This is a genomic window from Flavihumibacter sp. UBA7668 (assembly GCF_002483205.1).
Taxonomy (GTDB): Bacteria; Bacteroidota; Bacteroidia; order Chitinophagales; family Chitinophagaceae; genus Flavihumibacter.
This window is the reverse complement of record NZ_DLHM01000004.1, coordinates 651,744-676,872: the sequence shown is the minus strand read 5'-3', so window position 1 is coordinate 676,872 and position 25,129 is coordinate 651,744. Positions and strand designations below refer to the sequence as shown.

General features: G+C 41.0%; 17 protein-coding genes. 15 read left to right on the top strand and 2 right to left on the bottom strand.

What is annotated here, in order from left to right; translation table 11 throughout:
- Positions 1 to 5 precede the first annotated feature (5 nt).
- From B2746_RS10920 to B2746_RS10895, 6 genes are all read left to right on the top strand, one after another.
- Positions 6 to 2,366, top strand: a complete 2,361-nt coding sequence (locus B2746_RS10920; protein ID WP_290793468.1) for an ABC transporter permease — start codon at positions 6 to 8, stop codon at positions 2,364 to 2,366.
- A 9-nt stretch (positions 2,367 to 2,375) separates the two neighbouring features.
- Positions 2,376 to 4,811 carry an ABC transporter permease gene (locus B2746_RS10915; RefSeq protein ID WP_290793465.1) on the top strand — a complete coding sequence of 812 codons (2,436 nt, stop codon included), beginning with the start codon at positions 2,376 to 2,378 and terminating at the stop codon, positions 4,809 to 4,811.
- An 8-nt stretch (positions 4,812 to 4,819) separates the two neighbouring features.
- Positions 4,820 to 7,246, top strand: coding sequence for an ABC transporter permease (locus B2746_RS10910; RefSeq protein WP_290793462.1), 2,427 nt, complete (start codon positions 4,820 to 4,822; stop codon positions 7,244 to 7,246).
- A gap of 44 nt (positions 7,247 to 7,290) precedes the next feature.
- Positions 7,291 to 9,714: an ABC transporter permease gene (locus tag B2746_RS10905; protein WP_290793459.1), complete on the top strand. Its 2,424-nt coding sequence runs from the start codon at positions 7,291 to 7,293 to the stop codon at positions 9,712 to 9,714.
- A 183-nt stretch (positions 9,715 to 9,897) separates the two neighbouring features.
- Positions 9,898 to 10,569: an ABC transporter ATP-binding protein gene (locus B2746_RS10900; protein WP_290793457.1), complete on the top strand. Its 672-nt coding sequence runs from the start codon at positions 9,898 to 9,900 to the stop codon at positions 10,567 to 10,569.
- A gap of 12 nt (positions 10,570 to 10,581) precedes the next feature.
- A complete protein-coding gene (locus tag B2746_RS10895; protein WP_290793453.1) occupies positions 10,582 to 12,033 on the top strand; it encodes a TolC family protein in 1,452 nt (483 codons plus the stop codon).
- Between the two features lie 2 nt (positions 12,034 to 12,035).
- Here B2746_RS10895 and B2746_RS10890 read toward each other — a convergent pair whose 3' ends face one another.
- Positions 12,036 to 13,814, bottom strand: a complete 1,779-nt coding sequence (locus B2746_RS10890; protein ID WP_290793450.1) for a carboxypeptidase-like regulatory domain-containing protein — start codon at positions 13,812 to 13,814, stop codon at positions 12,036 to 12,038.
- 152 nt (positions 13,815 to 13,966) lie between these two features.
- Here B2746_RS10890 and miaB point away from each other — a divergent pair, with 152 nt between their 5' ends.
- The 8 genes from miaB (at position 13,967) to B2746_RS10850 (ending at position 21,329) form a co-directional block, all read left to right on the top strand.
- A complete protein-coding gene (gene miaB / locus B2746_RS10885; RefSeq protein WP_290793447.1) occupies positions 13,967 to 15,391 on the top strand; it encodes a tRNA (N6-isopentenyl adenosine(37)-C2)-methylthiotransferase MiaB in 1,425 nt (474 codons plus the stop codon).
- 77 nt (positions 15,392 to 15,468) lie between these two features.
- On the top strand, positions 15,469 to 16,749 hold the full coding sequence (locus B2746_RS10880; RefSeq protein ID WP_290793445.1) for a sigma-54 interaction domain-containing protein: 1,281 nt from the start codon (positions 15,469 to 15,471) through the stop codon (positions 16,747 to 16,749).
- Positions 16,733 to 17,260, top strand: a complete 528-nt coding sequence (locus tag B2746_RS10875) for an LptE family protein (protein WP_290793443.1) — start codon at positions 16,733 to 16,735, stop codon at positions 17,258 to 17,260. The genes B2746_RS10880 and B2746_RS10875 overlap by 17 nt, the downstream gene beginning before the upstream one ends.
- Positions 17,261 to 17,281: 21 nt before the next feature.
- Complete coding sequence (locus B2746_RS10870; protein WP_290793440.1) at positions 17,282 to 18,217, top strand: hypothetical protein; 936 nt, start codon at positions 17,282 to 17,284, stop codon at positions 18,215 to 18,217.
- Positions 18,214 to 18,585, top strand: coding sequence for a preprotein translocase subunit SecG (gene secG / locus B2746_RS10865; RefSeq protein WP_290793436.1), 372 nt, complete (start codon positions 18,214 to 18,216; stop codon positions 18,583 to 18,585). The genes B2746_RS10870 and secG overlap by 4 nt, the downstream gene beginning before the upstream one ends.
- Positions 18,586 to 18,665: 80 nt before the next feature.
- Positions 18,666 to 19,706, top strand: coding sequence for an endolytic transglycosylase MltG (gene mltG, locus B2746_RS10860; RefSeq protein ID WP_290793433.1), 1,041 nt, complete (start codon positions 18,666 to 18,668; stop codon positions 19,704 to 19,706).
- A gap of 12 nt (positions 19,707 to 19,718) precedes the next feature.
- Positions 19,719 to 20,687, top strand: coding sequence for a YihY/virulence factor BrkB family protein (locus B2746_RS10855; RefSeq protein ID WP_290793430.1), 969 nt, complete (start codon positions 19,719 to 19,721; stop codon positions 20,685 to 20,687).
- Between the two features lie 39 nt (positions 20,688 to 20,726).
- The gene (locus B2746_RS10850; RefSeq protein ID WP_290793427.1) at positions 20,727 to 21,329 is read left to right on the top strand and encodes a thioredoxin family protein; all 603 of its coding nucleotides are present in this window, start codon (positions 20,727 to 20,729) and stop codon (positions 21,327 to 21,329) included.
- Positions 21,330 to 21,346: 17 nt separating this feature from the next.
- Here B2746_RS10850 and B2746_RS10845 read toward each other — a convergent pair whose 3' ends face one another.
- Positions 21,347 to 21,763 carry a TlpA family protein disulfide reductase gene (locus B2746_RS10845; protein WP_290793424.1) on the bottom strand — a complete coding sequence of 139 codons (417 nt, stop codon included), beginning with the start codon at positions 21,761 to 21,763 and terminating at the stop codon, positions 21,347 to 21,349.
- 169 nt (positions 21,764 to 21,932) lie between these two features.
- Between B2746_RS10845 and B2746_RS10840 the strand changes: the two genes are divergently transcribed.
- Positions 21,933 to 25,013: an AsmA-like C-terminal region-containing protein gene (locus B2746_RS10840; protein WP_290793421.1), complete on the top strand. Its 3,081-nt coding sequence runs from the start codon at positions 21,933 to 21,935 to the stop codon at positions 25,011 to 25,013.
- Positions 25,014 to 25,129: the final 116 nt, after the last annotated feature.

The window sequence follows — 25,129 nt, the reverse complement described above, 5'->3', positions numbered from 1 at the left end:
AGACTATGCTGTACAGTTACTTAAAAATTGCTTTTAGAAATCTGGGTAAATACAAAGGTTTCTCAGCCATCAATATACTTGGTCTGGCTGTAGGTATGGCATCAGCCATTCTGATCTTCTTATGGATTTCACATGAAATCAGTTATGACCGATTTCATGAAAAAAAAGACCGTATTTATGAAGCATGGAATAAAGGAAGTTTTAACGGAAAGCTTTCGTGCTGGAATACCACTCCCAAAATTCTTGCAAAAGCCTTACAGTCAGATATACCCGAAATTGAGACGACAACCCGGGTAAACTGGACTGATTCTTATCTGACAAAATTTGGCGAAAAAACCATCATGATGAAGGCTTCCGTGGTAGATTCCACCTTTCTTCAGGTTTTCAGTTTTCCCGTTCTTAAAGGGGATTCTGCCAGTGCATTAATGAATCCAACCGGCACGGTAATCACTCTATCGACAGCACAAAAACTTTTTGGAAACGAAAATCCAATAGGGAAAATACTGGAACTAAATGAACAATACCAGCTAACAGTAACAGCCGTAGTACAGGATCCGCCAAATAATTCACGTTTTCAATTCGAATGCCTGGTCCCCTGGTCCTTTTTGCGAAGCCAGGGAGGAGACGATGACTATTGGGGAAATAATTCAACCCGTACATATGCCCTGTTAAAACCGGGTACCAATGCTGAAACTGCCAATGCAAAACTGGTTGAATTCAGAAAAAAATATGACCGGGATGATCCAAAAGGTGGGTTCTTCCTTTACCCGATAGAACGATGGAGACTATATTCCAATTTTACTGAAGGTGTTGAAGAAGGAGGCATGATCGAATACATCCGTATATTTTCTATTGTAGGGGCTATCATTCTGCTGATTGCCTGTATCAATTTTATGAATCTTAGTACGGCTAAAAGTGAAAAAAGAGCAAAAGAGGTTGGAATCCGTAAAGTAATCGGCGCCATGCGTCATAATTTAATGGGACAGTTCCTGGGAGAATCAATTCTCATTGCTTTTCTTGCCGGCTTGCTTGCTATTGTACTTGTACAATTGACCCTTCCTTCCTTTAATACATTTACCGGAAAAATTGTTCGGCTTGATTATACCAATGCCTGGGCATGGACTTTGTGGTTCGGTTTTATTCTGTTAACCGGACTGATTGCAGGAAGTTATCCCGCATTTTTTCTATCGGGATTTCAGCCAACCAAAGTGCTTAAAGGGGCTTTCAAAAAAACACAGGCTGCTATCAATCCAAGAAAAGTATTGGTTGTATTGCAGTTCACCTTTGCAATCGTATTGATCATTTGCACACTTGTAATAAACAAACAGATCAATCATGCACGCAACCGAAATAATGGATATAACAAAGATCAGCTGGTCTATTACTTCATGACGGGCACTACAGAAAAAAATTATACGCTTATTAAAAATGAATTACTTTCATCAGGTACTGCTGTATCCGTAACCAAAACCAGTGCCCCTTTAACAGAAGGCTGGAGTAATACATGGGGCATCAACTGGAAAGGAAAGCAGGAAAATGATCGGACCTTGTTTGATCGCTTTTGTGCTGACCAGCAATTTGTTACAACCGCCGGACTGGAATTGGTAAAAGGCAGAGATTTTGATCTGGAAACACACCCTTCCGACTCAACAGCGATACTATTAAATGAATCTGCTGTTGCAGCAATGGGCTTTAAGGATCCGATCGGACAAACTTTACAGGATAATGGACGCGATTGGACTGTGGTTGGGGTCATCAAAGACTTTATCCTGCACTCCCCCTTTGCTAAAACACAACCCATGTTCATTCAGGGTGCGAAGGGCTGGTTCAATGTCATTCATTTCAGACTAAATGCCGCCAATTCAGTAAGTGAAAACCTAAAAAAAGCAGCATCTATTTTCAAAAAATTCAACCCCAGCTACCCCTTTGATTACACATTTGTGGATGAGGCTTATGGTGCAAAATTTGAAGAAGAAAAAAAGATGGGATCGCTTGCAGCATTGTTTGCCGGACTCACCATTTTCATCTCCTGTATGGGGTTATTTGGACTGGCTACCTACATGGCAGCTACTCGTTTTAAAGAAATTGGGATCCGCAAGGTGTTGGGAGCTTCTGTTGCATCAATTACCACCTTATTATCAAAAGACTTTCTAACACTGGTTTTGCTTTCATTCCTTATTGCCAGTCCGCTTGCCTGGCTGCTTATGAATCAATGGCTTGAATCCTATGCCTACAAAACAGCCATCGATGGTTGGATATTCCTTGTAACTGGGGTTGTAAGTATGTTGATAGCTGTATTGACAACGAGCATTCAGGCAATTAAAGCAGCTCTTTCCAATCCGGTTAAAAGCTTAAAGTCAGAATAAATCCCTGTCATGATAAAGAATTATTTTACCATCGCATTTAGAAATATCAGAAGATACGGAACCCATTCCCTTCTGAACATTACCGGCCTGGCCATTGCACTGGCTGCCTGTCTGGTTATATTTCTGGTATTGCAACATGAACGGAGTTATGATCAATACCATGCCAATGCCAGCAGGGTTTTCCAGATAGTGAAAAAAGAAGTGAAAGACGGCAATGAAGAATTCTATTCAGGAGTCGCTTTCCCGGCCAGAAAGGCACTCAGCAATGATTTTCCGCAGGTTCAGTTTACCCAATTTTTTGTTTCAAACGGTTCCCAGATAACAGTTTTGGATCAGGAAAATAAAATTACCAATCAGAAATTCATAGAAGAAACAGGTGTTTTTTTTAGTGAACCCAACTTTACTGATTTTTTTGATTTAATCTGGATTGCAGGACAACCGGAGATTTTGAATCAACCCGGCATGGTAGCAATCTCCAGATCCAAGGCAGAAAAATACTTTGGATCAGTTGAGCGGGCAATGGGCAAATCCATATTATTCGACAATCAAATCCGCTTACAGGTAGCAGGAATATTTAACGATCCACCGACTAATACCGACTTTAATTTTCAAATTGTTCCGTCGTACCAGACCTTTTTATCAAACTCTGGGGTGTGGGGATTTGAAGATGCTATTGATGGATGGGGATTATCAACATCCAATCACCAGGTATATGCACTTATACCCGAACGTACAACAGCTGACCAGATCAATTCACAAATGGGTACATTCGTTAAAAAATATTATCGGCCAGAGGCAGCATCAAAAACGTTTCATTCCCTGCATCCACTTAAAGAAATTCATTTTGATACCAGGTTTGGAAACAACGGTACCCATGTTACCAGCAAAGCATCCTTAAACACACTATTACTGATTGGCGTATTGATACTCCTTATGGCATGTATCAATTTTGTAAATCTGTCAACTGCACTTGCTGCCAAAAGAAGCAAAGAAATCGGCATTCGGAAAGTTATTGGAGGAACACGTTCACAATTACGCGCACAATTGATAACAGAAACATTTTTATTGGTGCTGTTTTCCTCCGTTATTGCTCTTTTACTCTCCTGGATTGCACTCCCCTATCTCAAATACATTACTGATATCCAGGAAAAACTGAAACTGCTTAACCCGGGAAGTTTCCTATTTCTGTTCTCTGTAATTCTGATTACCAGTGTGCTTTCAGGTTTTTACCCCGCATTTGTATTAAGTAATTTCAAACCAATTGCTGCAATTAAAAATAAAATCAATACCAGTACCTATGCTGGTTTATCTTTGCGAAGAATTCTGGTAGTATTACAATTTTCGTTTTCACAATTACTGGTTATAGCAACTATAATAGCTATTTCTCAGATGAGCTTTATCCGCAATGCGGACCTTGGTTTCAGTAAAGATGCTACATTGCTGTTAACTGGCAGCAGTGATAGTGTTACGATTGCGCGTCAGACTGGATTTCGTGCCGAACTGAAAAAAATTCCTGAAGTACAACAGGTTTCTTTTTCATTTGATGCCCCGTCAAGCGATAATAACTGGACCTCAAATTTTGCATTTGATCATAAAACTGAAGACCAGCCCTTTGATGCACATATAAAAATGGCAGATGAAGCCTATGCTGAAACCTTTGGGCTGAAACTCCTGGCAGGAACTTTTTATTCAGATGCTGATTCCGTTCAAAAAGTGGTAATTAATGAAACCATGTCCCAAAAACTGGGCATGAAAAATCCTCAAGAAGCCATCGGTAAAACAATGAAGCTTGGTTTGCAGGATTGGCTGCCAATTGTTGGAGTGGTAAAAGATTTTAAAAATAATTCCCTGAGAGAAACCGTAAAACCAACCATTATTTTACGTACCAGAAACAGAGCCAGCACCTACATGAGTCAGACCAATATCAAACTGAAGACCAGTAATCCTGGCAAAGTACTCGGAAAAATTGAGCAGCTTTGGAATACGCATTATCCCGAATATGCTTTTAGTGCAAGTTTTCTGGACGAATCCATCAATGATTTTTACCAGCAGGAAGAACGATTGAGCAGGCTATATAAAGTATTTGCCATCCTCGCTATCATTATTTCAAGCCTCGGTTTATATGGGCTTATTTCCTTTATGGCTATTCAAAAAACAAAAGAAGTAGGTATCCGAAAAGTGCTGGGAGCGTCTGTCTCAAACATAGTATTACTTTTTTCCAAAGAATTTACTATCCTAATTCTGGTTGCATTTGCGCTTGCTGCACCAGTCGCCTGGTACCTGATGAATGCCTGGCTGCAGAATTTCGTATTCAAGATCACAATAGGCTGGTGGATTTTCGCCATAGCCATCCTTACCAGTATTCTGATCGCCTGGGCTACCGTTGGATATAAAGCCATCCGCGCTGCTCTGGCCAACCCTGTCACCAGCCTTAAAACTGAATAACCAATTCTATGCTGCGCAATAATATAGTACTGGCGATCAGGAATATAACCAGAAATAAGGCATATAGCCTGCTAAATATTACCGGGATTGCACTTGGTACTGCAGCCTTCCTGCTAATACTGCAGTTTGTCAGCAGGGAAAAAAGTTTCAATTCATTTCATAAGGAGCTTCACCAGCTGCACCGCCTGGTATATACCAGCCCGGATGGAAACTCCTGGCCGGAAATGGAACCAGGAATCGGTCCGCTTATAAAAGAACATTTTCCCCAAATTCAGGATTTTTGCAGGTATGAATCAGGAATAGCTCAGGGAGTAGTGAAGATCAATGATCCGGGGGCTGATCCTTTCAGGGAAACCGGGATTGGGTATGCGGATGGCAATTTTTTCAGCTTTTTCAGCTTTCCACTTCTTGCCGGAAAAGCTGCTGATCTTGAACATCCATTTACTGTATTTGTATCCAATAAAACTGCGAAAAAATATTTTGGCAATAAAAGTCCTATAGGACAATCCATACTTTTATACAACCAGTTTGGTGAAGGCACATTCAGAGTAGCCGGGATTTATGATATTCCAGACAATTCTGATATTCAGTATGATATGGTTTTTTCCCTTGCCACCCTTGCCGTTCCTTCCTATGTAAAAGATAATGACTGGGCCGCCATTGGCAATTTATCTTCCCAGTATATTCAAACAATGGTTAATCTTTCTCCGGGCACTGATCTGACTCATTTGGAAAAACAATTGAATGAACTTCGTCACTCAAAAATCCCCGAACAGGATGGTACCAAACTGCATTTGCAGAAAATGTCTGCCATGCACCTGCCCGATTCTTTTAATGACCCTTTCCCAAGTTTTGGAAATTTAAAATATGTGTATGTATTAGGTCTTGTAGCAATTCTGATTGTGTTCATGGCCTGGTTTAATTATGTCAATCTTTCAACTGCGCAGGCCTTAAAACGAGCGAATGAAATCGGAATACGTAAAATTATTGGGGCAAGCCGGGCTTCCCTTATTCAACTCTACCTGACAGAAGCTATGTTGATGAACCTGCTGGGTGCCGGTTTAGCACTTCTGCTGGTACTTTTTATTCAACCTGTTTTCAATAACCTGATCCAACAGGAACTAACACTGACATCTATTAAATGGAACAATATTACCATTACAGGTATTGGAATCCTGCTTACCGGAGCAGTTTTATCCGGTTGGTATACCGCAATGGTAATTACTGGTTATCAACCACTGACTGTACTCAAAAATAAATCCATCGGCTCTTCAAAATCTTCAGTTGTAAGGAAATACCTGGTAGTTGCACAATTTGCCATATCAATCGGACTAGTCTTATCTACTTTTATTATTTATAAACAATTGCAATACATGCAGGATAGTGCTCTTGGAATGACAATTGATAAACTATTGGTAGTGAGAGGTCCGTCTGTTGGGAAAGACAGTAGTTATGCCAACCGGAAATCAGCCTTTATAACCGGACTGGAATCCAATCCACAGGTTCAGCAATTTTCATTGACAGGATCAGTACCTGGGTCCTATTATAATTTCCGTACCGCAGGATTCTCTCAACCAGGCTCCAACAAAGGGGTTGAGCAAAAGTCTTTTGCCTTTGCCATTGTAGATCACCGATACCTGCCTACTTATTCAATCGATCTGGTCGCAGGAAGAAACTTTACACCTTCCGAAACATCGGTAGAATGGAATCAGAATGATAAAGTGATGCTTAATGAACGGGCCGTAAAAGAACTCGGTTTTAAATCTGCAGAAGAAGCCATATCCACAAGAATATCCTGGGATGAACGAAGTTTACAGGTTTTGGGAGTAGTAAAAAATTATCATCATACAGGTTTGCAAAACGCAATTGATCCAATTATCTTTTACCCCCAAACCAACAATGTTTATTATTCAATCCGACTGGTTTCGGGCCGGATTCAGGAACAAATTGCAAAGTTGGAAACCTTATTTAAACAAAGTTTTCCCAATAACCCTTTTGAGTATTTTTTTGCAGATGAACAATTCAATCGGCAATATATTGCGGAATCAAAATATGGTGCATTATTTACAACAGCTTCCTTTTGGGCGATCCTGATCGCCTGTCTGGGATTATTTGGATTGACCACCTATTCTATTCGTGCCAGAACCAGAGAAATTGGCATTCGAAAAGTATTGGGAGCATCCGTTTCTGATATTACAACACTTCTCTCACTTGACTTTATAAAACTGGTACTTGTTGCAGGACTGATTGCCTGTCCCCTTGCCTGGTGGGGTATGCAGAACTGGTTAACCAATTTCGCCTATAAAATTGAAATTCCCTGGTGGCTTTTACCCTTTGCAGTGCTGGTTGCCCTTTTTATTGCTGTAGGCACCATCAGCATTCAAACAATTAAAACAGCCCTTTCTAATCCAATTAAAGCATTAAAAACAGACTAAAAGCACCACCCGACCGGTGCCACCGGTCGGGTAAAATATGTACTATGTTCAGAAATTATTTAAAACTCGCCTATCGCAATATTATCAGACAAAAAGGATATTCAGCCATCAATATATTGGGATTAGCTATCGGAATAGCAGCCTGTTTACTCATCCTTCAATATGTAGCGTATGAATTAAGCTATGAGGATATGATTGACAATAAAGAATCAATTTACCGGGTCAATCAGGATCGCTATGATAATGGAAAACTTAGTACCCAATGGGCTTCCGGAGCATTTGCTGTTGGAAATAGTTTTAAAGATGCCTTTCCTGAAATCGAATCCTATGTCAAAATTGTTCCGGATGATAATGCTGTTGTAATCACCAATTCAGAAAATCCGCTCAAGATTGATTTCCCATATTTTGTGTCAGAAGATTTTTTCAAGGTATTCTCTTATCCGCTGATAAGCGGAGACAAATCTACCCTGCTAAAAGAACCTTTCACAGCGGCCATTTCAATCAGTCTGGCGAAAAAAATATTTGGTGATAATAACCCCATCGGCGAATCAATCCAATTAAATAAATCTCAGCTTTATAAAGTAACCGGAGTATTTGCAGATTTTCCGGCAAACAGTCATATGGGATCAGATCTGTTGTTATCCTATCAATCCTTTATTCAGATACAGGCAAAATACAATAACAACCCGGAACAAGCCTGGTTATGGGACGGCTGTATTACTTACCTGAAATTAAAACCGGGAACAGATCCCAACGCATTGGAAAAAAAATTCCCCGGTATTGTTGAAGCTGCTGTTGGTACCGATCTGAAATCCTTTAATGCAAGCGTAACCTATCTGCTGCAACCAATAAAAGACATACATCTGAACTCAAACCGGATTGGTGAAGCCCGTCCAACCGGAAACAGCAGAACAGTATATCTGCTATTTGGGATTTCTCTATTCATTATAGTGATCGCCTGGATTAATTATATAAATCTTGCTACTGCCCGATCTATTAATCGTGCAAGAGAAGTTGGAATTCGTAAAGTAGCAGGATCACTTCGAATCGACTTAATCAAACAATTCATGTTGGAATCGGCACTCATGAATGCAATAGCTATTGTGCTGGCATTTCTGATTATACTGGCATTTCTTCCCGTTTTTAACTATACTACCAACCAGCAACTTTCAATATCCCAATTAAATCTGTCAGTTTTCTGGACAGTATTAGTTGGCTTATTTATTGTTGGCAGTCTGTTGTCAGGGATCTATCCTGCCCTTGTATTATCCGGTTTTAAACCCATCTCAGTACTGAAAGGAAAAATGTCAACCAGCTCACAGGGCGTATTATTACGAAAAGGACTGGTTGTATTCCAATTCACGGCTTCACTGTCTTTATTAATTGGAACCGCCATCGTATACAAACAGATCAAATTCATGAAGAGCCAGGAAATTGGCCTTACAATAAATCAAACGCTGGTGCTGAAAAGACCAATTGTTGTAAGTGACAGCATCTATACAAGAACACAAACAAGTTTCAAACAGGAAATATCCAAATTACCATCCGTCTCAGGAGTAACAGTATCAAATGCCATTCCGGGAGAATCGGTAAATCAAAATGCTGGAGGAATCAGGTTGATTACAGATCCTGAATCAAAACAAAATCAATACCGGATCATCTCCATGGATTACGATTATCCGCAGTTATATGGATTAAAAATTATTGCCGGCAAAACTTTTTCACTGGAAAAAGGAACATCCGGAAACCCTGTACTATTTAATCAAACCGGCATCAAACAATTAGGTTTTCCCAATCCGGCTGATGCAATCGGAAAACAAATTTTTTTCTGGGGTGATACCATGCGTATTGATGGTGTGGTCGCTGATTTTCACCAACAATCCTTACAATCCAATTTCGAACCGTTGATTTTGGTACTTCGTCCAAATACAAGAGGATATATGTCTATCCGAATGCAAACAACAGATGTTAAATCAACCATTGCCTCTATTGAACAAAAATGGAAACAATATTTTCCTGGGAATCAATTGGAATATTTTTTCCTGGATGCACATTTTGATGCACAATATAAAGCAGACAATCAATTCGCCCTGATATTTGGAATTTTCACGTTTCTCGCCATATTTGTTGCCTGTATGGGATTATTCGGATTGGCTTCCTATATTACCATTCAACGAACCAAAGAAATTGGAATCCGTAAAGTTCTTGGTGCATCAGTGCAGCAAATAATCTTTTTATTCTACAAAGAATTGGGACTTATGGTCAGTTTGTCATTCATAGTAGCAATTCCGCTTGCATGGTTTGCCGGAAAAAAATGGCTGCAAAGTTTTGCCTTCCAGACAAACCTGAATCTACTGGTATTTGCACTTCCCTTTATTTTAATTGTATTAATTGGCCTTATTACAATCAGCTTTCAGACAATTAAAGCAAGTTTAAGAAATCCGGCAATCTCACTTAGAACTGAATAAAACTACCTGGATGGGATCCATACTTCTTTATTAAAAATCTGCACGCTACACAACCGTACAATAACTGTATCATAAACGAACAGTAACCAACTTGAACATCTCTGTATCTGGTTCATTTTCAATAAATTATAATATTGGCATAAAATTTCATCCTTTCTTTACAGTTCTAAAAGCTCAAGCATTATGATTAAACTGGAACATATTTCAAAATGGGTAAACCAGGGAAATAACCGAATTTTTTTATTGAAAGATATCAATATAAATATTGGAGAAGGGGAATTCATTTCCATTATGGGACCCTCAGGATCAGGAAAATCAACCCTCCTGAATGTGATTGGTATGCTGGATTCTGCCGACGAAGGATCCTATTTTTTCAATGATCAACCCGTTCATACGCTCAAAGAAAAACAACGTTCACTTTTATATAAACAACATATCGGTTTCGTTTTTCAGGCCTATCACCTGATTGATGAATTAACGGTGTATGAAAATATTGAAACTCCGCTGCTCTACCAGGATACGAAATCTGCTGATCGTAAGGCAATGGTAGGTGATATGCTGGATCGTTTTAATATCGTGGGAAAAAAAGACCTGTTCCCAGCCAATCTTTCTGGCGGACAACAGCAACTGGTAGGAATCGCCAGAGCATTGATTGCCAAACCTAAACTCATTCTGGCAGATGAACCCACCGGAAACTTAAACAGCAAACAGGGGGAGGAAATTATGGAAATTTTCACCCAACTGAATAAAGAAGAAGGCGTTACCATCATTCAGGTAACCCACTCAGAAAAGAATGCCGCCTATGGCAACCGCATTATCAACCTACTTGACGGAAGAATTGAACACAACCGATAAGCGACTTATTTTATGAAGAAGAGATTAACCTCACTCCTATGTGTATGCGCTATTTACCTGGTCCTGCTACTGGCGGGACCGGGTTTGATGGCGCAATCAGACAGCAGCACTCATCTTACCCTCAAACAATGTCTTGACCTGGCCTATTCAAATAACCTGGATTTAAAACAGGCGGAATTGCAGGCTGCCACCATTGGAATCGATTACAGGCAGGCAAAACAGAATATGCTGCCGCAAATCAATGGCAGTATAGAACATGGAAACAATCAGGGAAGAAGCATTGATCCGTTTACCAATAGTTACTTAAATCAAAAAATTGAATACGCTAATTATGGTGTTAATGGAGGCGTGATTTTATTCAATGGACTGGCAACCCAAAATGGTATTCGGCAACAACGCCTGGCATTGGCTGCCGGAAAAGAAGAAATTCAACAGGAAAAGGATAACCTTAGTATCAATTTGATGAATGCCTATTTTCTTGTATTAAGTACAGCGGATCTGCTAGAACAAATAAAGATACAGGCAAATCTTACTCGCAAACAGGTTGAGCGGCTTACCATCATGCACCAGGAAGGAGCAGTTCCGCCTGCTCAGTTTTACGATTTGAAGGGGCAATTAGCAAGTGATGAAATCAATCTGGTAAACACTAAAAACCAGTTGGATGCTGCGGTATTGGATTTATGCCAAATGATGAATATCCCGTACGATCCAGGTATCCAACTCGAACCTTTAGGTCCGCAGGATTTTCTTCAGGCCTATGAAGGTAATCCGTCCTCCATTTATCAGACAGCATTGGGTGCATTGGCTGTTGTAAAAGCAGCAAATTTAAGAACAGAAAGTGCAGAAAAAGGAGTAAAAGCATGGAGAAGCCAGCTCTGGCCTACTCTTAGTCTGAATGGCGGATTATTTACCAATTATTCAAGCGCTGCGCGTACAGCCCAATTTCTCCGGACTGTTGAATCACCTACAGGAGATTATGTTCAGATTAATGGAACTGAATCACCTGTACTGACCATGCGCGATGAATTTTCTATGCAGAAAATTGCCTATGGCGATCAGTTCAAAAACAACTATAGCACCAATATAAATCTCTCTCTTCGAATTCCCTTGCTCAATTATATGCAAACCCGTAACCGGATTGATCGGGCAAAAATCCAGCTAAAATCCGCCGAGTTGGTAGAAAAAACAACCAGAATCCGCCTGCAGCAACAGGTAGAACAGGCCTTCCTCAATATGACAGCTACCTATAATCGCTATAAGACTGTTCTTCAACAGGTAGATGCCTTTCAGGAATCCTTCCGTACAGCTGAAGCCAGATTTAACGAGGGAGTATTGAACTCAGTAGAGTACCTGACCGCCAAAAATAACCTGGACCGGTCCAATATCAATCTGATCATTGCAAAATATGAATATGTATTCCGTACGCGCGTACTTGATTTCTACCAGGGCAAACCGATCTGGTAAACTTAATTTCGCCTTATAAATGAGAACTTACCATTCATTGGCAGAATCAGTTGAGAACTAAACTCCCTCATTTGCCCCGAAAAGGAACCACTAACCCGCTCGCCGACACCACCAATTTCATCAAATTTTAATTCAGCCGGATTACTGTGCAGGGCAGCTCCGCCATAAATGGAGGAGGCATCCCAGCCATCAAAAAACAAGACTTGACGGAGAGGATATGAACCAAAATAAAACTCAGGCACAAAAAATTTCATCTGATATTTCCCTTTCATGTCTTTAAAGGTAAATTCATAGCCATTACTCGTAGGACTTATTTTACGGATACTAAACGTATCTCTGTTTTCAAAGAGGAAATAGGTAGAATCTCCAAAATTAATTTGAGCATAAGAGAGCTCGGTATCCGGCTCACACAATTCCACATTTCCCAGATTTATTTCCGGATGCCCCTCCTGATTAATTGCTTCAATTGTATGTGTTTTGTTTCCGGAAAAATCCATCAGTTTTACAGAAACTCCGGCAAACTGCGGTCCTCTGCACTTTAAATATTGTATATCAAAAAGACCATCTTTAAAAGAATGATACTGGACATTTAAACCCTGTTTTATTTCAATGCCACCAATTAATAAGGGGGAACTTCCATTACAACCAAAAGCAGTACCGGTTAATCTTACAAATTCCTGTTTATAGGTGGGTTGGGGACTAAGATAAGCATAGAGTTTTCCTGTCAAAAACAACCGATGTGACCTACTAATATCATTACCACAATAATCCTGGGTACTAATTGCAATATCTCTATTTATAGGAAATCTGGTAACTGAAATTCCATTTTTATCCGGATAAAGATAGGTCCGTTGATGTGATGCAACATCAGTAATCAATACCTTAGATTCATTAAAAGGAGTCCCATCCCGTTTAAACAGGTATATTTTAATCAAACCAAGATCGGATCGTGTACCAATGGCCCAGCTTGAAAAACTGGTTGCATTAAATGTGAAAACAGTATCAACTCGAATTGCCTCCCCTTTATTCTCCCAAATTGCTGCTTTTTCATTGAAATGCCAGGAATACATTTTTTCCTGCGGATTAAGTACCGTTTCTGATGATGGCTTTATTCTTACTTCAACTGCTTTCCCACTTGCAATCTGTAATGGCTGATCTTTCTCATCATATAATTCAATCATGAAAAAAGCAGAGGGACTCATTATTTGATTCTCTCCAGATTCATTTTTTGCTGTCTCGCCTCCCGGTATTAAAGTTTCAAAATTTGGTTGATTACTGGTAAATGTTTTGGCATACACTTTCACCATCCCGTTATAAGTGGTTCTATTTTGTTTAAATTCAATACCCTGAGCAGGAAAAACCAATTCCAATCCATTTTCCAGCTTTAATACACCTCCGCTATTTCCTGAAACAGTTACGGCTTTCGGTTTTTTAACCAAACTAATATCCAGTTCCAGTACGCCGCCACCAACTGTCTTGAATTTTTGTGAGTAATTAAAATAACCAGGCTTTTCTACCATTAATAGTACTGAATCCACTTTCAAACCAGCATCCATCCTAAAATTTCCATCTGTACCCGATTCCAATTTTTGCCCTTTAATGTTAACAATTGCACCGGATACGCTTGAGCCTGTTTCATCTGTAATTTTTCCCTGAATATGTAAAGCAAGTTCATCCTCCAGCTCTGATAATCCACTTTCCATTCCGCTCTTGGAGCAGGAGTTGATTCCAATAGCTATTATACAAAACAACAGCTTTGATAGTATCCAATTAGTTTTCATAAGATAAGGTTGAATTTATAAAACTTCAATTTAACGCCTACATCCACAATTAATTGCCTGATAATCAATCAAAAATTCCTCGAATTTTAACAACTGTCAATTTGGCACATGTGCCGGTTTTTCGCTAATTTTGCTCCCTTAAACAGATTTGGATGCTGGATCTCTCGACACAAAAAATACAGGATGAATCCCGGCAGGGGGAAGCTTTCGCACCCTTTGCCATCGATGAAAACCAATACAAAAAGCATTTCTATATTGAAAGCTATGGCTGTCAGATGAATTTCGCCGACAGTGAAATAGTCGCTTCTATTTTACAGGAACAGGGTTTTGGCGCTACCAGAAACCTGGAAATTGCCGATCTGATTTTTATCAATACCTGCTCCATCCGTGAAAAAGCGGAGCAAACCGTTCGCAAACGCCTCACCGATTTTAAAAGAGCAAAAAGAGCAAAACCCGGATTGTTGATAGGCGTACTTGGTTGCATGGCCGAACGTCTGAAAGCAAAGTTCCTGGAAGAGGAAAAACTGGTAGATCTGGTCGTGGGACCGGATGCTTATCGCTCCTTACCTGCCTTAATTGAAGAAGCAGAAACCGGTCAAAAGGCGGTAAATGTCCTTCTTAGCAGAGAAGAAACCTATGCCGATATCGCTCCGGTGCGACTTGATTCAAACGGTGTTTCCGGATTTGTAAGCATCATGCGAGGGTGCAATAATATGTGTTCTTTCTGTGTGGTACCTTTTACGCGCGGACGTGAACGCAGCAGGGATGCCGGCAGCATCGTTGCTGAATGCGAGGCACTATTCATTGATGGATACAGGGAAGTGGTGTTGCTAGGACAAAATGTCGATTCCTATCACTACCTGAATGAAGTAACGGATGAAATCGTAACCTTTGCGCGGCTACTGGAAAAGGTTGCACTCATTTCTCCAGAACTTAGGGTGCGCTTTTCAACCTCCCATCCCAAAGATATTACGGATGAAGTGCTTCACACCATGGCTAAATACGAAAACATCTGCAATTATATTCACTTGCCGGTTCAAAGCGGCAGTTCCCGCGTATTGCAATTGATGAATCGTACCTATACCCGCGAATGGTATATGGCTAAAGTTGACCGCATCCGCGAAATTATCCCGGATTGTGGCATCTCTTCCGACATAATTACCGGTTTCTGTACCGAAACAGAGGAAGACCATCAGGATACCATGAGTATAATGGAATATAGCAAATACGATCTCAGCTACATGTTCTTTTACAGCGAACGTCCCGGTACCCTGGCTGCACGTCGCTATACCGACGATATTCCGCTTGAAACAAAGAAACGCAGACTTGCTGAAGTAGTATCTCTGCAAGGCCGATTAAGTAGAGAAAGCAATGCACGCGATCTTGGAAAAACTTTTCAGGTACTGGTGGAAGGCCCCAGTAAAAAGAACCCTGCCGAATGGATGGGCAGAACCAGCCAGAATAAAGTGATCGTTTTTCCAAAACCAGCCGGACTGGAAAAAGGACAATACCTCCATGTCGAAGTGACGGATTGTACACAGGCTACGCTAATTGGAAAAGTGAAACTTGAGGAGTGAGATGTTAGACCTGAGATGTGAGGAGGGTTCCTACTTTTGACTTTATACTTTTGACTTTTGACTTTTGACTTTACAAAATGGACACTCAAAGCATAAAAAACAGATTTGGCATTATTGGAAACGCACCAGCTTTAAACCATGCATTGAATGTAGCGGCCCAGGTTGCCAATACTGACCTGAGCGTACTGATCGTTGGCGAAAGTGGAGTTGGAAAGGAAGCATTTTCGCAAATCATTCATGCACTGTCAGCCAGAAAACACAATCCCTTTATTGCTGTTAACTGCGGTGCAATTCCTGAAGGAACCATTGACTCAGAATTATTTGGACATGAAAAAGGCGCCTTCACCGGTGCAGTTGATAGCCGGAAAGGTTATTTCGAAACAGTAAATGGAGGAACCATTTTCCTGGATGAAATAGGAGAAATGCCCCTCGGCACACAGGCACGCCTGCTAAGGGTGCTCGAAACAGGTGAATTCATCCGCGTTGGTTCTTCCAAAGTCCAAAAAACCGATGTTCGGGTAATTGCAGCTACTAACCGGGAATTATTGGAATTCACCCAAAAAGGGAAATTTCGGGAAGATCTCTACTACCGCTTAAGTACCGTCCCCATTCGGGTACCTTCCCTCCGCGACAGAAAAGATGATATTCCGCTGTTATTCAGAAAATTTGCCGTTGATTTTGCGGAACGATATAAATCGCCCCCAATACAACTTGATGATGAAGCCAGAACCTTACTGGTGAACTATCCATGGCCTGGGAATGTTCGTGAACTAAAAAATATCGCAGAACAGATCAGTGTACTTGCCACTGATAAGATGGTTAACTTTTATGAACTGAAACGGTTCCTTCCGGAACAACCAAATAATCGGTTACCCATGCTCGTTGGAAACGGACACACATCTAATAGTCCGGAATTCAATAGCGAACGCGAAATCCTTTACAAGCTTTTTTTTGATATGAAAAAAGATGTAACTGAACTGAAAAAAATGTTCGTAGAGATCCTGAAGAATCCGGGGGAAGCAGCTGCTGCCGCTGCCTATACTAAAGAAAGTCTGCTGCGCGATTACCCATCACCGGTAGACTATGCATCACCTGCAGCAGCACTCCCCTCTCCTTCATCTTACATGCAACCCATGCAGCAAAATGCACCATCAACCGTACTAATGCCGCATTCGCATGATGATATCCATGATCATGAAGAGGTTGAAGAGTCGCTTAATATCATGGATAAAGAAAAGGAATTGATTCTCAAAGCATTAAAAAAACATAAAGGAAAAAGAAAGGATGCTGCAGCAGACCTTGGTATCAGTGAACGAACCCTTTATCGTAAATTGAAAGAATATGATATCAGTGAATAAATCAGTCCGAACCAAATCGGCCTTACTCTCTTCTCTTGTGGCTCTTTTTTTAGTAGTACTTCCAGGCTGCTACTCCTTTAAAGATATATCCATACCCGAAGAAATTAAGACGGTACGTGTTCAGTATTTCGAAAATAAAGCACGTCTTTTTAATCCGGTATTAAGTCCCCTGCTCACCGACAAATTACGACAAAAGGTAATCAGTCAGACCAGATTAACCCAGGTTCAGGGAGAAGATGCACATTATGATATTGCTGGTACAATTACTGATTGTTCTGTTACAACCACAGGCATCTCCAATCAGCAGGCAGCCAGCAACCGATTGAATATCACTGTTCAGATTGAATTTAAAAACAGGAAGGATGAAACAAAAAACTTTGAGGCATCCATTACGCGGAATTTTGATTTCAGTGCAAGTCTGACACTGGACCAGGCACAGCTTCAGTTACAGGATGAAATTATCCGAAACCTGAGTGATGAAATTTTCAACCGCATATTCTCCAACTGGTAAATAAAGTATATTGCCATCTTCATGGATCTCAACAGAACGATACAATATTATTTTCATCAGCCAAATCTGGAAAGTGTAACTGTTTCCGAGTTGGAACAGCTGGTTAAACAATATCCCTATTGCGCCCCTCTGCAATTTCTCTTACTGAAAAAAATGAAACTGAGCTATTCTTTGGGGTTTTCCGAACAATGGCAACAATCACTGCTTTTTTTTCAGGATCCTTATTTTTTGAATGCGCAGTTAAACTGGATCAGCGGCCCTGTTACTGAATCCGTGAAACTGGAAATAAAACAGGAAGAAAAAACGGCTCCGCTAATTGAATCCAAACTGGTCAGGGAACTGACCTCAGAACTGGCAGATGCGCTGGCCCTCGCCAAATCAATCGCCAATTCAGCCATTGAACCGGAAACAATCGCTTCTCATCAACGGGAGGAACCATCCTATAATACAGATGATAACCAAAATGATTCGGATTCCTCTCCGGCTTTGGATGATCAGCCTATGCTCCGAACCGACCTCCTGTTAAAGGAATCACCCATCCGAATTCCTTCCATCCGGGATCTTGGTCCGGTTACAGATGATATGCCAAGTTTTGAACCCTATCACACCATCGATTATTTCGCATCTCAGGGTATTAAACTCGGAAATGAACTCCCAAAAGATAAACTCGGAAAACAACTGAAATCCTTTACTGAATGGATCCGATCCATGAAAAAACTGCCTCAGACTGTTATTGAGGAGAAATTGATGGATGCCGGAAAAGGCGAAACCATTGAGGCAATGGCCGCCGATTCTATTGAAGGAAAGGAAATTCTTACTGAAACCATGGCGGATGTCCTCCTGAAACAGGGTAATAAAGCCCGGGCAATGGAGATTTTTCAGAAATTAAGTTTGGCTCATCCCGACAAATCCGCTTATTTTGCGACTCGAATTGAACAATTAAAAAATCGATCATGACCGTCTTTTTTCTGATTCTGATAATCCTGGCAAGTGCTGTCCTGGGTTTTATCATCCTGGTTCAAAGCCCAAAAGGTGGCGGACTTGCTGGTAATGTGGGTGGATTAAGCAACCAATTCATGGGTGTTAAACAAACTACGGATCTGCTTGAAAAAGGTACCTGGGTATTTGCCCTGATTGTAGCATTGCTTTGCCTCTTTTCTGCTGCTTTTATACCTCAATCAGCCGGAAAATCGAAATCTATTATTGATGAATTGAATACTAAACCAGCTGTTACGGCTCCTGCTCAAACGCCTGCTACCCCGGGTAATCAGCAACTGGTACCGGCTCCTGCACCGGCTGATAGCCAACCCAAGCCGGCCAATTAATCAATTTCAACTTATTGAAACAATAAACCCTGCTCCAAACAGCAGGGTTTTTGCTTACTTTAGAGTGCAATCAGGCATCCATGAAAAAAATACTTCTCGTTCTATTCGGTTTGATATTTATTGCCGGTCTGGCAGCTCTCTGGTTTTTTACCGGCTCCGCTACCGCATTCGAAAAAAAGAACTACTTCCTGGAAATCCCAACAGGCAGCAGGTACGAAGATGTTCTTGCTAAACTTGAAAAAGATACTGTTTTGCGCTCTCCTGCCAGCTTCAATTTTGTTGCCAAACGACTTGATTATCCTGAAAAAGTGAAAGCCGGGAGGTACAATATCCCAAAAGGATCCAGTCTGCTTACCATTATCCGAAAATTGAGAAATGGCCAGCAGGATCCGGTAAACCTTGTAATCAACAAACTTCGGACGAAAGAAGACCTGGCCTCCATGGTAGGACGAAAACTGGAAATTGATTCCGCAACATTCATAAATTATCTGTTGAACCCGGATTCTCTTCGCTTATGGGGCCTGGACAGCAATACCATCCTATCGACAGTTATTCCTAACACTTATACCTATTTCTGGAACACTTCCCCTTCCCGGATAATGGACAAATTGCTGGCTGCCCGAGAAACATTCTGGAATGAAGAAAGAAAAGCCAAAGCCGAAAAACTTGGCTTCACGCCGGAACAGGTAGTTTCACTAGCCTCCATCGTAGAAGAAGAAACCAATAACAATCAGGAAAAAGATACTATTGCTTCTGTTTATATCAACCGATTGAAAATAAATATGCGGCTGGGTGCTGATCCTACGGTCAAATTCGCTTTGCGGGATTTCTCACTGAAACGCATTTACCATAAACACCTGGCAGTAGAATCGCCGTTTAATACTTATAGGGTAGCAGGATTGCCACCCGGACCCATTTGCACTCCGCAAGCAGTTACAATTGATGCAGTTCTGAATGCGGCTGTTACCAAATATCTCTATTTTGTGGCCAATCCCAAATTTGATGGCACCCATATTTTCGCAGAAAATTACAAGCAGCATCTGGTTAATGCCAAAGCATATCAACAAGCGCTGGATACTTATCTTAAAAAGAAAAATAAACCGGAGGATACCGGAAGTTGATGTTGCCTCACTATGTTCAACCTAAACAACCTGATACGTAACCTGCCTCCAGTGCGGTGGACCATTGCCAAAAGCAAAAAAATCATTCTGCCCGGATTTGAAGGGCTGCCACTTTATGATGTGGCGGTATTTTTTATGCAGCAGGTGAAGAAAGTTGGATTGAATGACCGCGCGGCAGCTATTTCATTCAACCTGTTGATGGCTATACCTGCGGCTACGATCTTCCTTTGTACACTGATTCCATATATGCCTTTTAGCAGGCAAATTACCACGCAACTCCTGTTACTAACCAGAGATGTAACTCCCAATATGAATACATTCCTTTTGGTGAAAGATTTCCTGGAAGATTTTCTGGAAACTCCCCGGAGCGGATTGTTGTCGATTGGTTTTTTTCTGGCGGTTTTTTATGCCTCCAATGCCATGCTTGGAATCATGCGCACATTCAATAAATCATTACTATATACACGAGACCGGAATTTTTTACTGGAACGATGGGTTGCCGTTCGCATAACCACGGTGCTGATCCTGTTATTTTTATTGACAATGGGTTTAATTCTGGCACAGGGAACCATCTTAACCTGGGCTTTGAATAAACTTGAAATTAATACCCCAGTTGTGCGATGGCTGGTAAAAAACCTGCGTTGGGTGTTCATCCTTGCCCTTGTTTACTATTGTATTGCGATCATCTACAAATATGCACCGGCCATCCATGAACGCTGGCAACTTTCCTCACCTGGAACAACACTGGCCACTATATTGGTTGTACTCACTGCTGCCGGCTTCTCCCTTTGGCTGCAAAGATTTGACAACTTCAATAAAGTGTATGGTTCTATCGGTACCATATTAATTCTTATGTTACTTATATTCTTCAGTTCCCTGGTCTTACTTATTGGATATGAATTAAATGTGAGCATTCACTCCTTAAAAATGATGGCTGCGGAAAGGGCTAGAAAAGAAGCTACACTTCCATCTGTGAAATAAAATGCCGAACTTTAAGAAGCTTACCAAATTCGTGTTCATATGAAGTTGATCTTTACCATCTTTATCACCCTTATAACCATTCAACCTCTTTGGGCTCAGATAACCCCCCTGGCCATTGGTTCCTCTATTCCAAAATCAGAGATCAGAATGAAGGATGTTTCCGGAAAACTGGTTTCACTTTCAGATATCAGAACGTCCAATGGCCTGCTGGTTATGTTTAGTTGTAATACCTGTCCTTATGTGGAAAAAAATCAATCCAGAACGCGTGCAATTGGCTCTCTGGCTCAGGAAAAAGGCATTGGTTTTATTGTTTTAAATTCCAATGAAGGATCCCGTGATAGTGATGATTCCTATAAAGATATGCAGCAATATGCACGCGCCCAGCAATACGCATGGCCCTACACAATTGATAGTAAAAATGAACTGGCTGATGCTTTTGGTGCATCCCGTACACCTGAATGTTTTCTTTTTGATGCAAATGGCAAACTGGTATATCACGGGGCTATTGATGATAATCCCGCTGATCTGACTAAGATTAAGCGAAAACACCTGGAACTGGCAATACTTGAAGTAATGGAAGGCAAAGAGGTTTCTGTAAAATATAGCCGGTCTGTAGGCTGTAGCATTAAGAGAAAAAGCTAACCTGAACCTTTTATATGTTATTGGGTTAATTCCTGATAAGCTAGTTTTATCTGGGGACCTGTCATGGATCGATTTACAAATTTCCGATAGTTTTTTACCGGATTTATCCATAAAGTGACCGGTATCGCACCATCCCAGGCAGGGTCAATTCTCGGACAAAAACTATCGGCATTCGTTTCATTCAACCAAACCTGAGTAGGCCCCAGAAAATTTTTAGCCCGAAGAAAAGATTCCACTTTTTCCGGATAATAACCCGGTAAATCCAGGCTTACCATCACCAGCTCAACCTGCGGATACTGCTGTTGCGACTCAATAAAATAGGGCAATTCATCAATACAGGGTCGGCAAAACGTAGCCCAAAAATTGACCACCATGGGTTTTTGCGCCGATTTAATATAATTATCCAACTCATCAATTGAAATTTTCTTAACCATTTGGGCAGTTGAGCTGCCTGTAAGGCAAATGCATAGTAAAAAACCAAGTATCTTATTCATATTCGAAATGGCCCATGTTTAACAGTGAATGAAACAACAGTTCATCCCTTTCAACGTTTATCTTTGCGGGGCACGATATTTTCATTGCTAAGCTAAAAACTTTCCCCCTATGCTTAAAAGAATACTGGCAATTTTAGGAATTCTTCTGGTTTTACTGCTTGCTGCAGCAATTGCCATCCCGCTTCTTTTTGGCGATAAGCTAAAAGCAATGGCTAAACAGGAAATGAATAAACAACTTAAAGCCCCCTCCGGTTTTGAAGATGTTTCCATTTCTTTTTTCCGTCACTTTCCCAAACTAAGTATTGGACTTGATAAACTCTATATTACCGGCCCGGATAATTATGCTACAGATACACTGGTTTCCGCCCAGCGAATTGATGTAGCGGTAAATATTTTCAGTTTGATTGGGAGTGGTCCCATTAAAGTATCCAGCGTAGTGCTGGAAGATCCCAGGATTCATGCCATAATTGGAAAAGACGGTACGGTTAACTGGGATATTATGAAAGAATCTGAAGAAACAGAAAATCCCGATACTTCAAGCAATGGATTCAACCTGGATTTGCAGCAATATGAAATAAAAAATGGGTTGATCCGCTACGATGATCGGCAGGGTAATATGTTTGCATCTATTGAAGGTCTCAATCATGAAGGAAGCGGAAATTTCAGTGCTGAACAATTTCTGCTTGAAACAAAGACAGAAGCTACAGCAGTAAATTTTACTTATGAAGGAATTCCCTATCTGGTAAATACAAAAACTGATCTGGATGCAAATTTTGATATCAATACAAGTTCCAGCAAATACAGCTTTTCAAAAATGAAAGCTGTTCTGAATGAAATGGAATTGAATGCAGATGGTTATTTTCAGCTGGTAAATGACTCCACTTATGGAATGGATATTCAATTTAATACACCATCCAATGAATTTCGAACCATATTATCGTTGGTTCCGGCCATCTACACAAAAGATTTTGCTTCGCTTAAAACCAGTGGTACCGCTGCATTCAAAGGATTTGTAAAGGGTCAGTATTCACCTACTGAAATGCCGGCCTATTCTGTTGAAGCCATTATTAAAGAAGGCTTCTTTCAATATCCGGAATTGCCCCAGCCTGTCCAGCATATCAATCTTGATCTTAAAGCTACAAACGCAGATGGACAACCGAATAGCCTGGTACTGGAAATTCCCACTGCCAATCTGCAGTTTGGCAAAGAGCCTTTTTCCTTCCGGGTTCTATATAAACAACCCGAAACTTTGCAATTTATTGATGCTGCTGCAAAAGGAAAACTGGATCTTGGCACCATCGGGCAATTCATTAAGCTGGAAGAGGGCACAAAAATAGGCGGACAGGTTACTGCGGACATCGAGGCAAAGGGAAACCTGAATGTAGTACTGCAACAACAACCCGGCCCATTTCAGGCAAAAGGGCTAATCCAGCTGGCGAATATTTATTATGCGTCCAAAGAATTTCCACAACCTATTCAAAATACAAGTGCAACCATTCAGGTTTCCAATCCGGATGGCGTTCCGGATCATACTGTTGTTAACATACCATCCGGACATGCTGAATTCGGATCAGACAAAATAGATTTTTCTCTTTTATTGACACAACCCGCTTCTGATCCGGCTTTTGATGCCAGTGCCAAAGGCGGGTTTGATTTAGGAAGAGTTCAACAGTTTTATAGTTTTGATCCTGGTACCAGCCTTACCGGCCATTTGGATGCAGACCTTCGGATCAGGGGAAAAAAATCACAGATAGACAAGGAACAATATGATTTGATTCAATCAAGCGGGGTTGTGAATCTTCAGCAGATTGTTTTCAAAACACCTGATTATGCAGACGGACTGGCATTGAAATCAGCCAATTTGCAGTTTACACCGAAAGATATTGCGATCAATAATGCCAATGGAAGTTTTCAACAAACCAATTTTACCGCAAATGGTAAAATCACAAACGCTATTGGATACGCGATAAAAGATGAGCCTTTATCAGGAACATTATCCATGCAGGCAGATAAACTGGATCTTAATAAATGGATGGGGACTTCAACAGAAGCAGCGCCCGAAGCCACTGCCAGCAGTCAGCCTTTTGCAGTACCTGATAATATTCGCTTTACTGTTAATGCAGCGGTTGATCAGGTTAACTATGATAAAGTAGCTTATAATAATGTTAAGGGCCAGGTTTCTATTGCAAACGAAACGGTCAATTTGCAAAACCTGAGTATGAAGGCGCTGGATGGAACAATTGGACTGAATGGCTCCTACTCTACCCGGGATAATAAACTGAAGCCGGCAATCAGTTTTGCCTATCAGCTGCAAAATCTGGATGTAGCTAAAACCTTTAAAGCATTTAATACAGTTAAATACATAATGCCGATCGGTGAATTTATTTCAGGTAAACTAAATTCAAGTTTGACCCTGAATGGCCGATTGGGTGAACAGATGATGCCTGATCTAAGTTCCCTCACAGGTAATGGGGTAGTACTATTGGTGGAAGGATTTCTGAACAAATTCAAGCCCCTTGAAATGCTGGCCGCCAGGCTAAAAATTAGTGAGTTGGAAAAAATCAGTGTGAAAGATATCAAACAATATTTTGAGTTTGTTAATGGGAAAGTGCTGGTGAAACCCTTTACGGTAAAACTGAGTGATATCGAAATGGAAATTGGGGGCATGCATGGATTTGATCAGAGCATGGATTATCTGATCAATATGAAAATCCCGCGTGCCAAACTCGGAACGGATGCAAATCAGTTAATAAATGGACTGGCTGCTGAATTAAGTAAAAAAGGGCTGGCAGTTAATCCCGGTGAAACGGTCAACCTCAAAATAAATATGGGCGGGTCCTTAACCAATCCAAAACTCAATTATAATCTTGCACAGGCGGGCACAAGTCTGGCCAGTGAACTGGAAGCAAAAGCAAAAGACATTGCTGCAGAACAGAAAGCCAAAGCGGATTCTGCCCTGAATGTGGCGAAACAGCGGGCAAAAGACAGCCTGGCTGTGATCAAAGCAGAGGTTTTGAAAGATGCTAAAAAGGAACTTGCTAAACAGATCCTTGGTAGCAAAGACAGTACAGCAGCAGGTGATTCCGGTAAAACATCAACCCCTAAACGCGCCGAAGAAGCAGCCAAAGGAATCCTGAACGACCTCTTCAAAAAGAAGAAAAAACCCGCTGACAGCACCAAAAACCAATAACTCCCCCCACCCGACCGGTGGCACCCGACCGGTGGCACCCGACCGGTGAAAAATAATTTGCGCCCAAAAGGCACCTGAGATGCATCCTGGGTGCCTTTTTTGCATTTTCTCCCCTA

What these genes read in the sequence shown, in the direction of transcription:
- miaB (WP_290793447.1), top strand. Translation starts at nt 13,967, where the DNA reads ATGCTGGATCTCTCGACACAAAAAATACAGGATGAATCCCGGCAGGGG.
- B2746_RS10850 (WP_290793427.1), top strand. Translation starts at nt 20,727, where the DNA reads ATGAAGTTGATCTTTACCATCTTTATCACCCTTATAACCATTCAACCT.
- B2746_RS10840 (WP_290793421.1), top strand. Translation starts at nt 21,933, where the DNA reads ATGCTTAAAAGAATACTGGCAATTTTAGGAATTCTTCTGGTTTTACTG.
- B2746_RS10915 (WP_290793465.1), top strand. Translation starts at nt 2,376, where the DNA reads ATGATAAAGAATTATTTTACCATCGCATTTAGAAATATCAGAAGATAC.
- B2746_RS10880 (WP_290793445.1), top strand. Translation starts at nt 15,469, where the DNA reads ATGGACACTCAAAGCATAAAAAACAGATTTGGCATTATTGGAAACGCA.
- B2746_RS10920 (WP_290793468.1), top strand. Translation starts at nt 6, where the DNA reads ATGCTGTACAGTTACTTAAAAATTGCTTTTAGAAATCTGGGTAAATAC.
- B2746_RS10870 (WP_290793440.1), top strand. Translation starts at nt 17,282, where the DNA reads ATGGATCTCAACAGAACGATACAATATTATTTTCATCAGCCAAATCTG.
- B2746_RS10845 (WP_290793424.1), bottom strand. Translation starts at nt 21,763, where the DNA reads ATGGTTAAGAAAATTTCAATTGATGAGTTGGATAATTATATTAAATCG.
- B2746_RS10875 (WP_290793443.1), top strand. Translation starts at nt 16,733, where the DNA reads ATGATATCAGTGAATAAATCAGTCCGAACCAAATCGGCCTTACTCTCT.
- mltG (WP_290793433.1), top strand. Translation starts at nt 18,666, where the DNA reads ATGAAAAAAATACTTCTCGTTCTATTCGGTTTGATATTTATTGCCGGT.
- secG (WP_290793436.1), top strand. Translation starts at nt 18,214, where the DNA reads ATGACCGTCTTTTTTCTGATTCTGATAATCCTGGCAAGTGCTGTCCTG.
- B2746_RS10895 (WP_290793453.1), top strand. Translation starts at nt 10,582, where the DNA reads ATGAAGAAGAGATTAACCTCACTCCTATGTGTATGCGCTATTTACCTG.
- B2746_RS10900 (WP_290793457.1), top strand. Translation starts at nt 9,898, where the DNA reads ATGATTAAACTGGAACATATTTCAAAATGGGTAAACCAGGGAAATAAC.
- B2746_RS10855 (WP_290793430.1), top strand. Translation starts at nt 19,719, where the DNA reads ATGTTCAACCTAAACAACCTGATACGTAACCTGCCTCCAGTGCGGTGG.
- B2746_RS10905 (WP_290793459.1), top strand. Translation starts at nt 7,291, where the DNA reads ATGTTCAGAAATTATTTAAAACTCGCCTATCGCAATATTATCAGACAA.
- B2746_RS10910 (WP_290793462.1), top strand. Translation starts at nt 4,820, where the DNA reads ATGCTGCGCAATAATATAGTACTGGCGATCAGGAATATAACCAGAAAT.
- B2746_RS10890 (WP_290793450.1), bottom strand. Translation starts at nt 13,814, where the DNA reads ATGAAAACTAATTGGATACTATCAAAGCTGTTGTTTTGTATAATAGCT.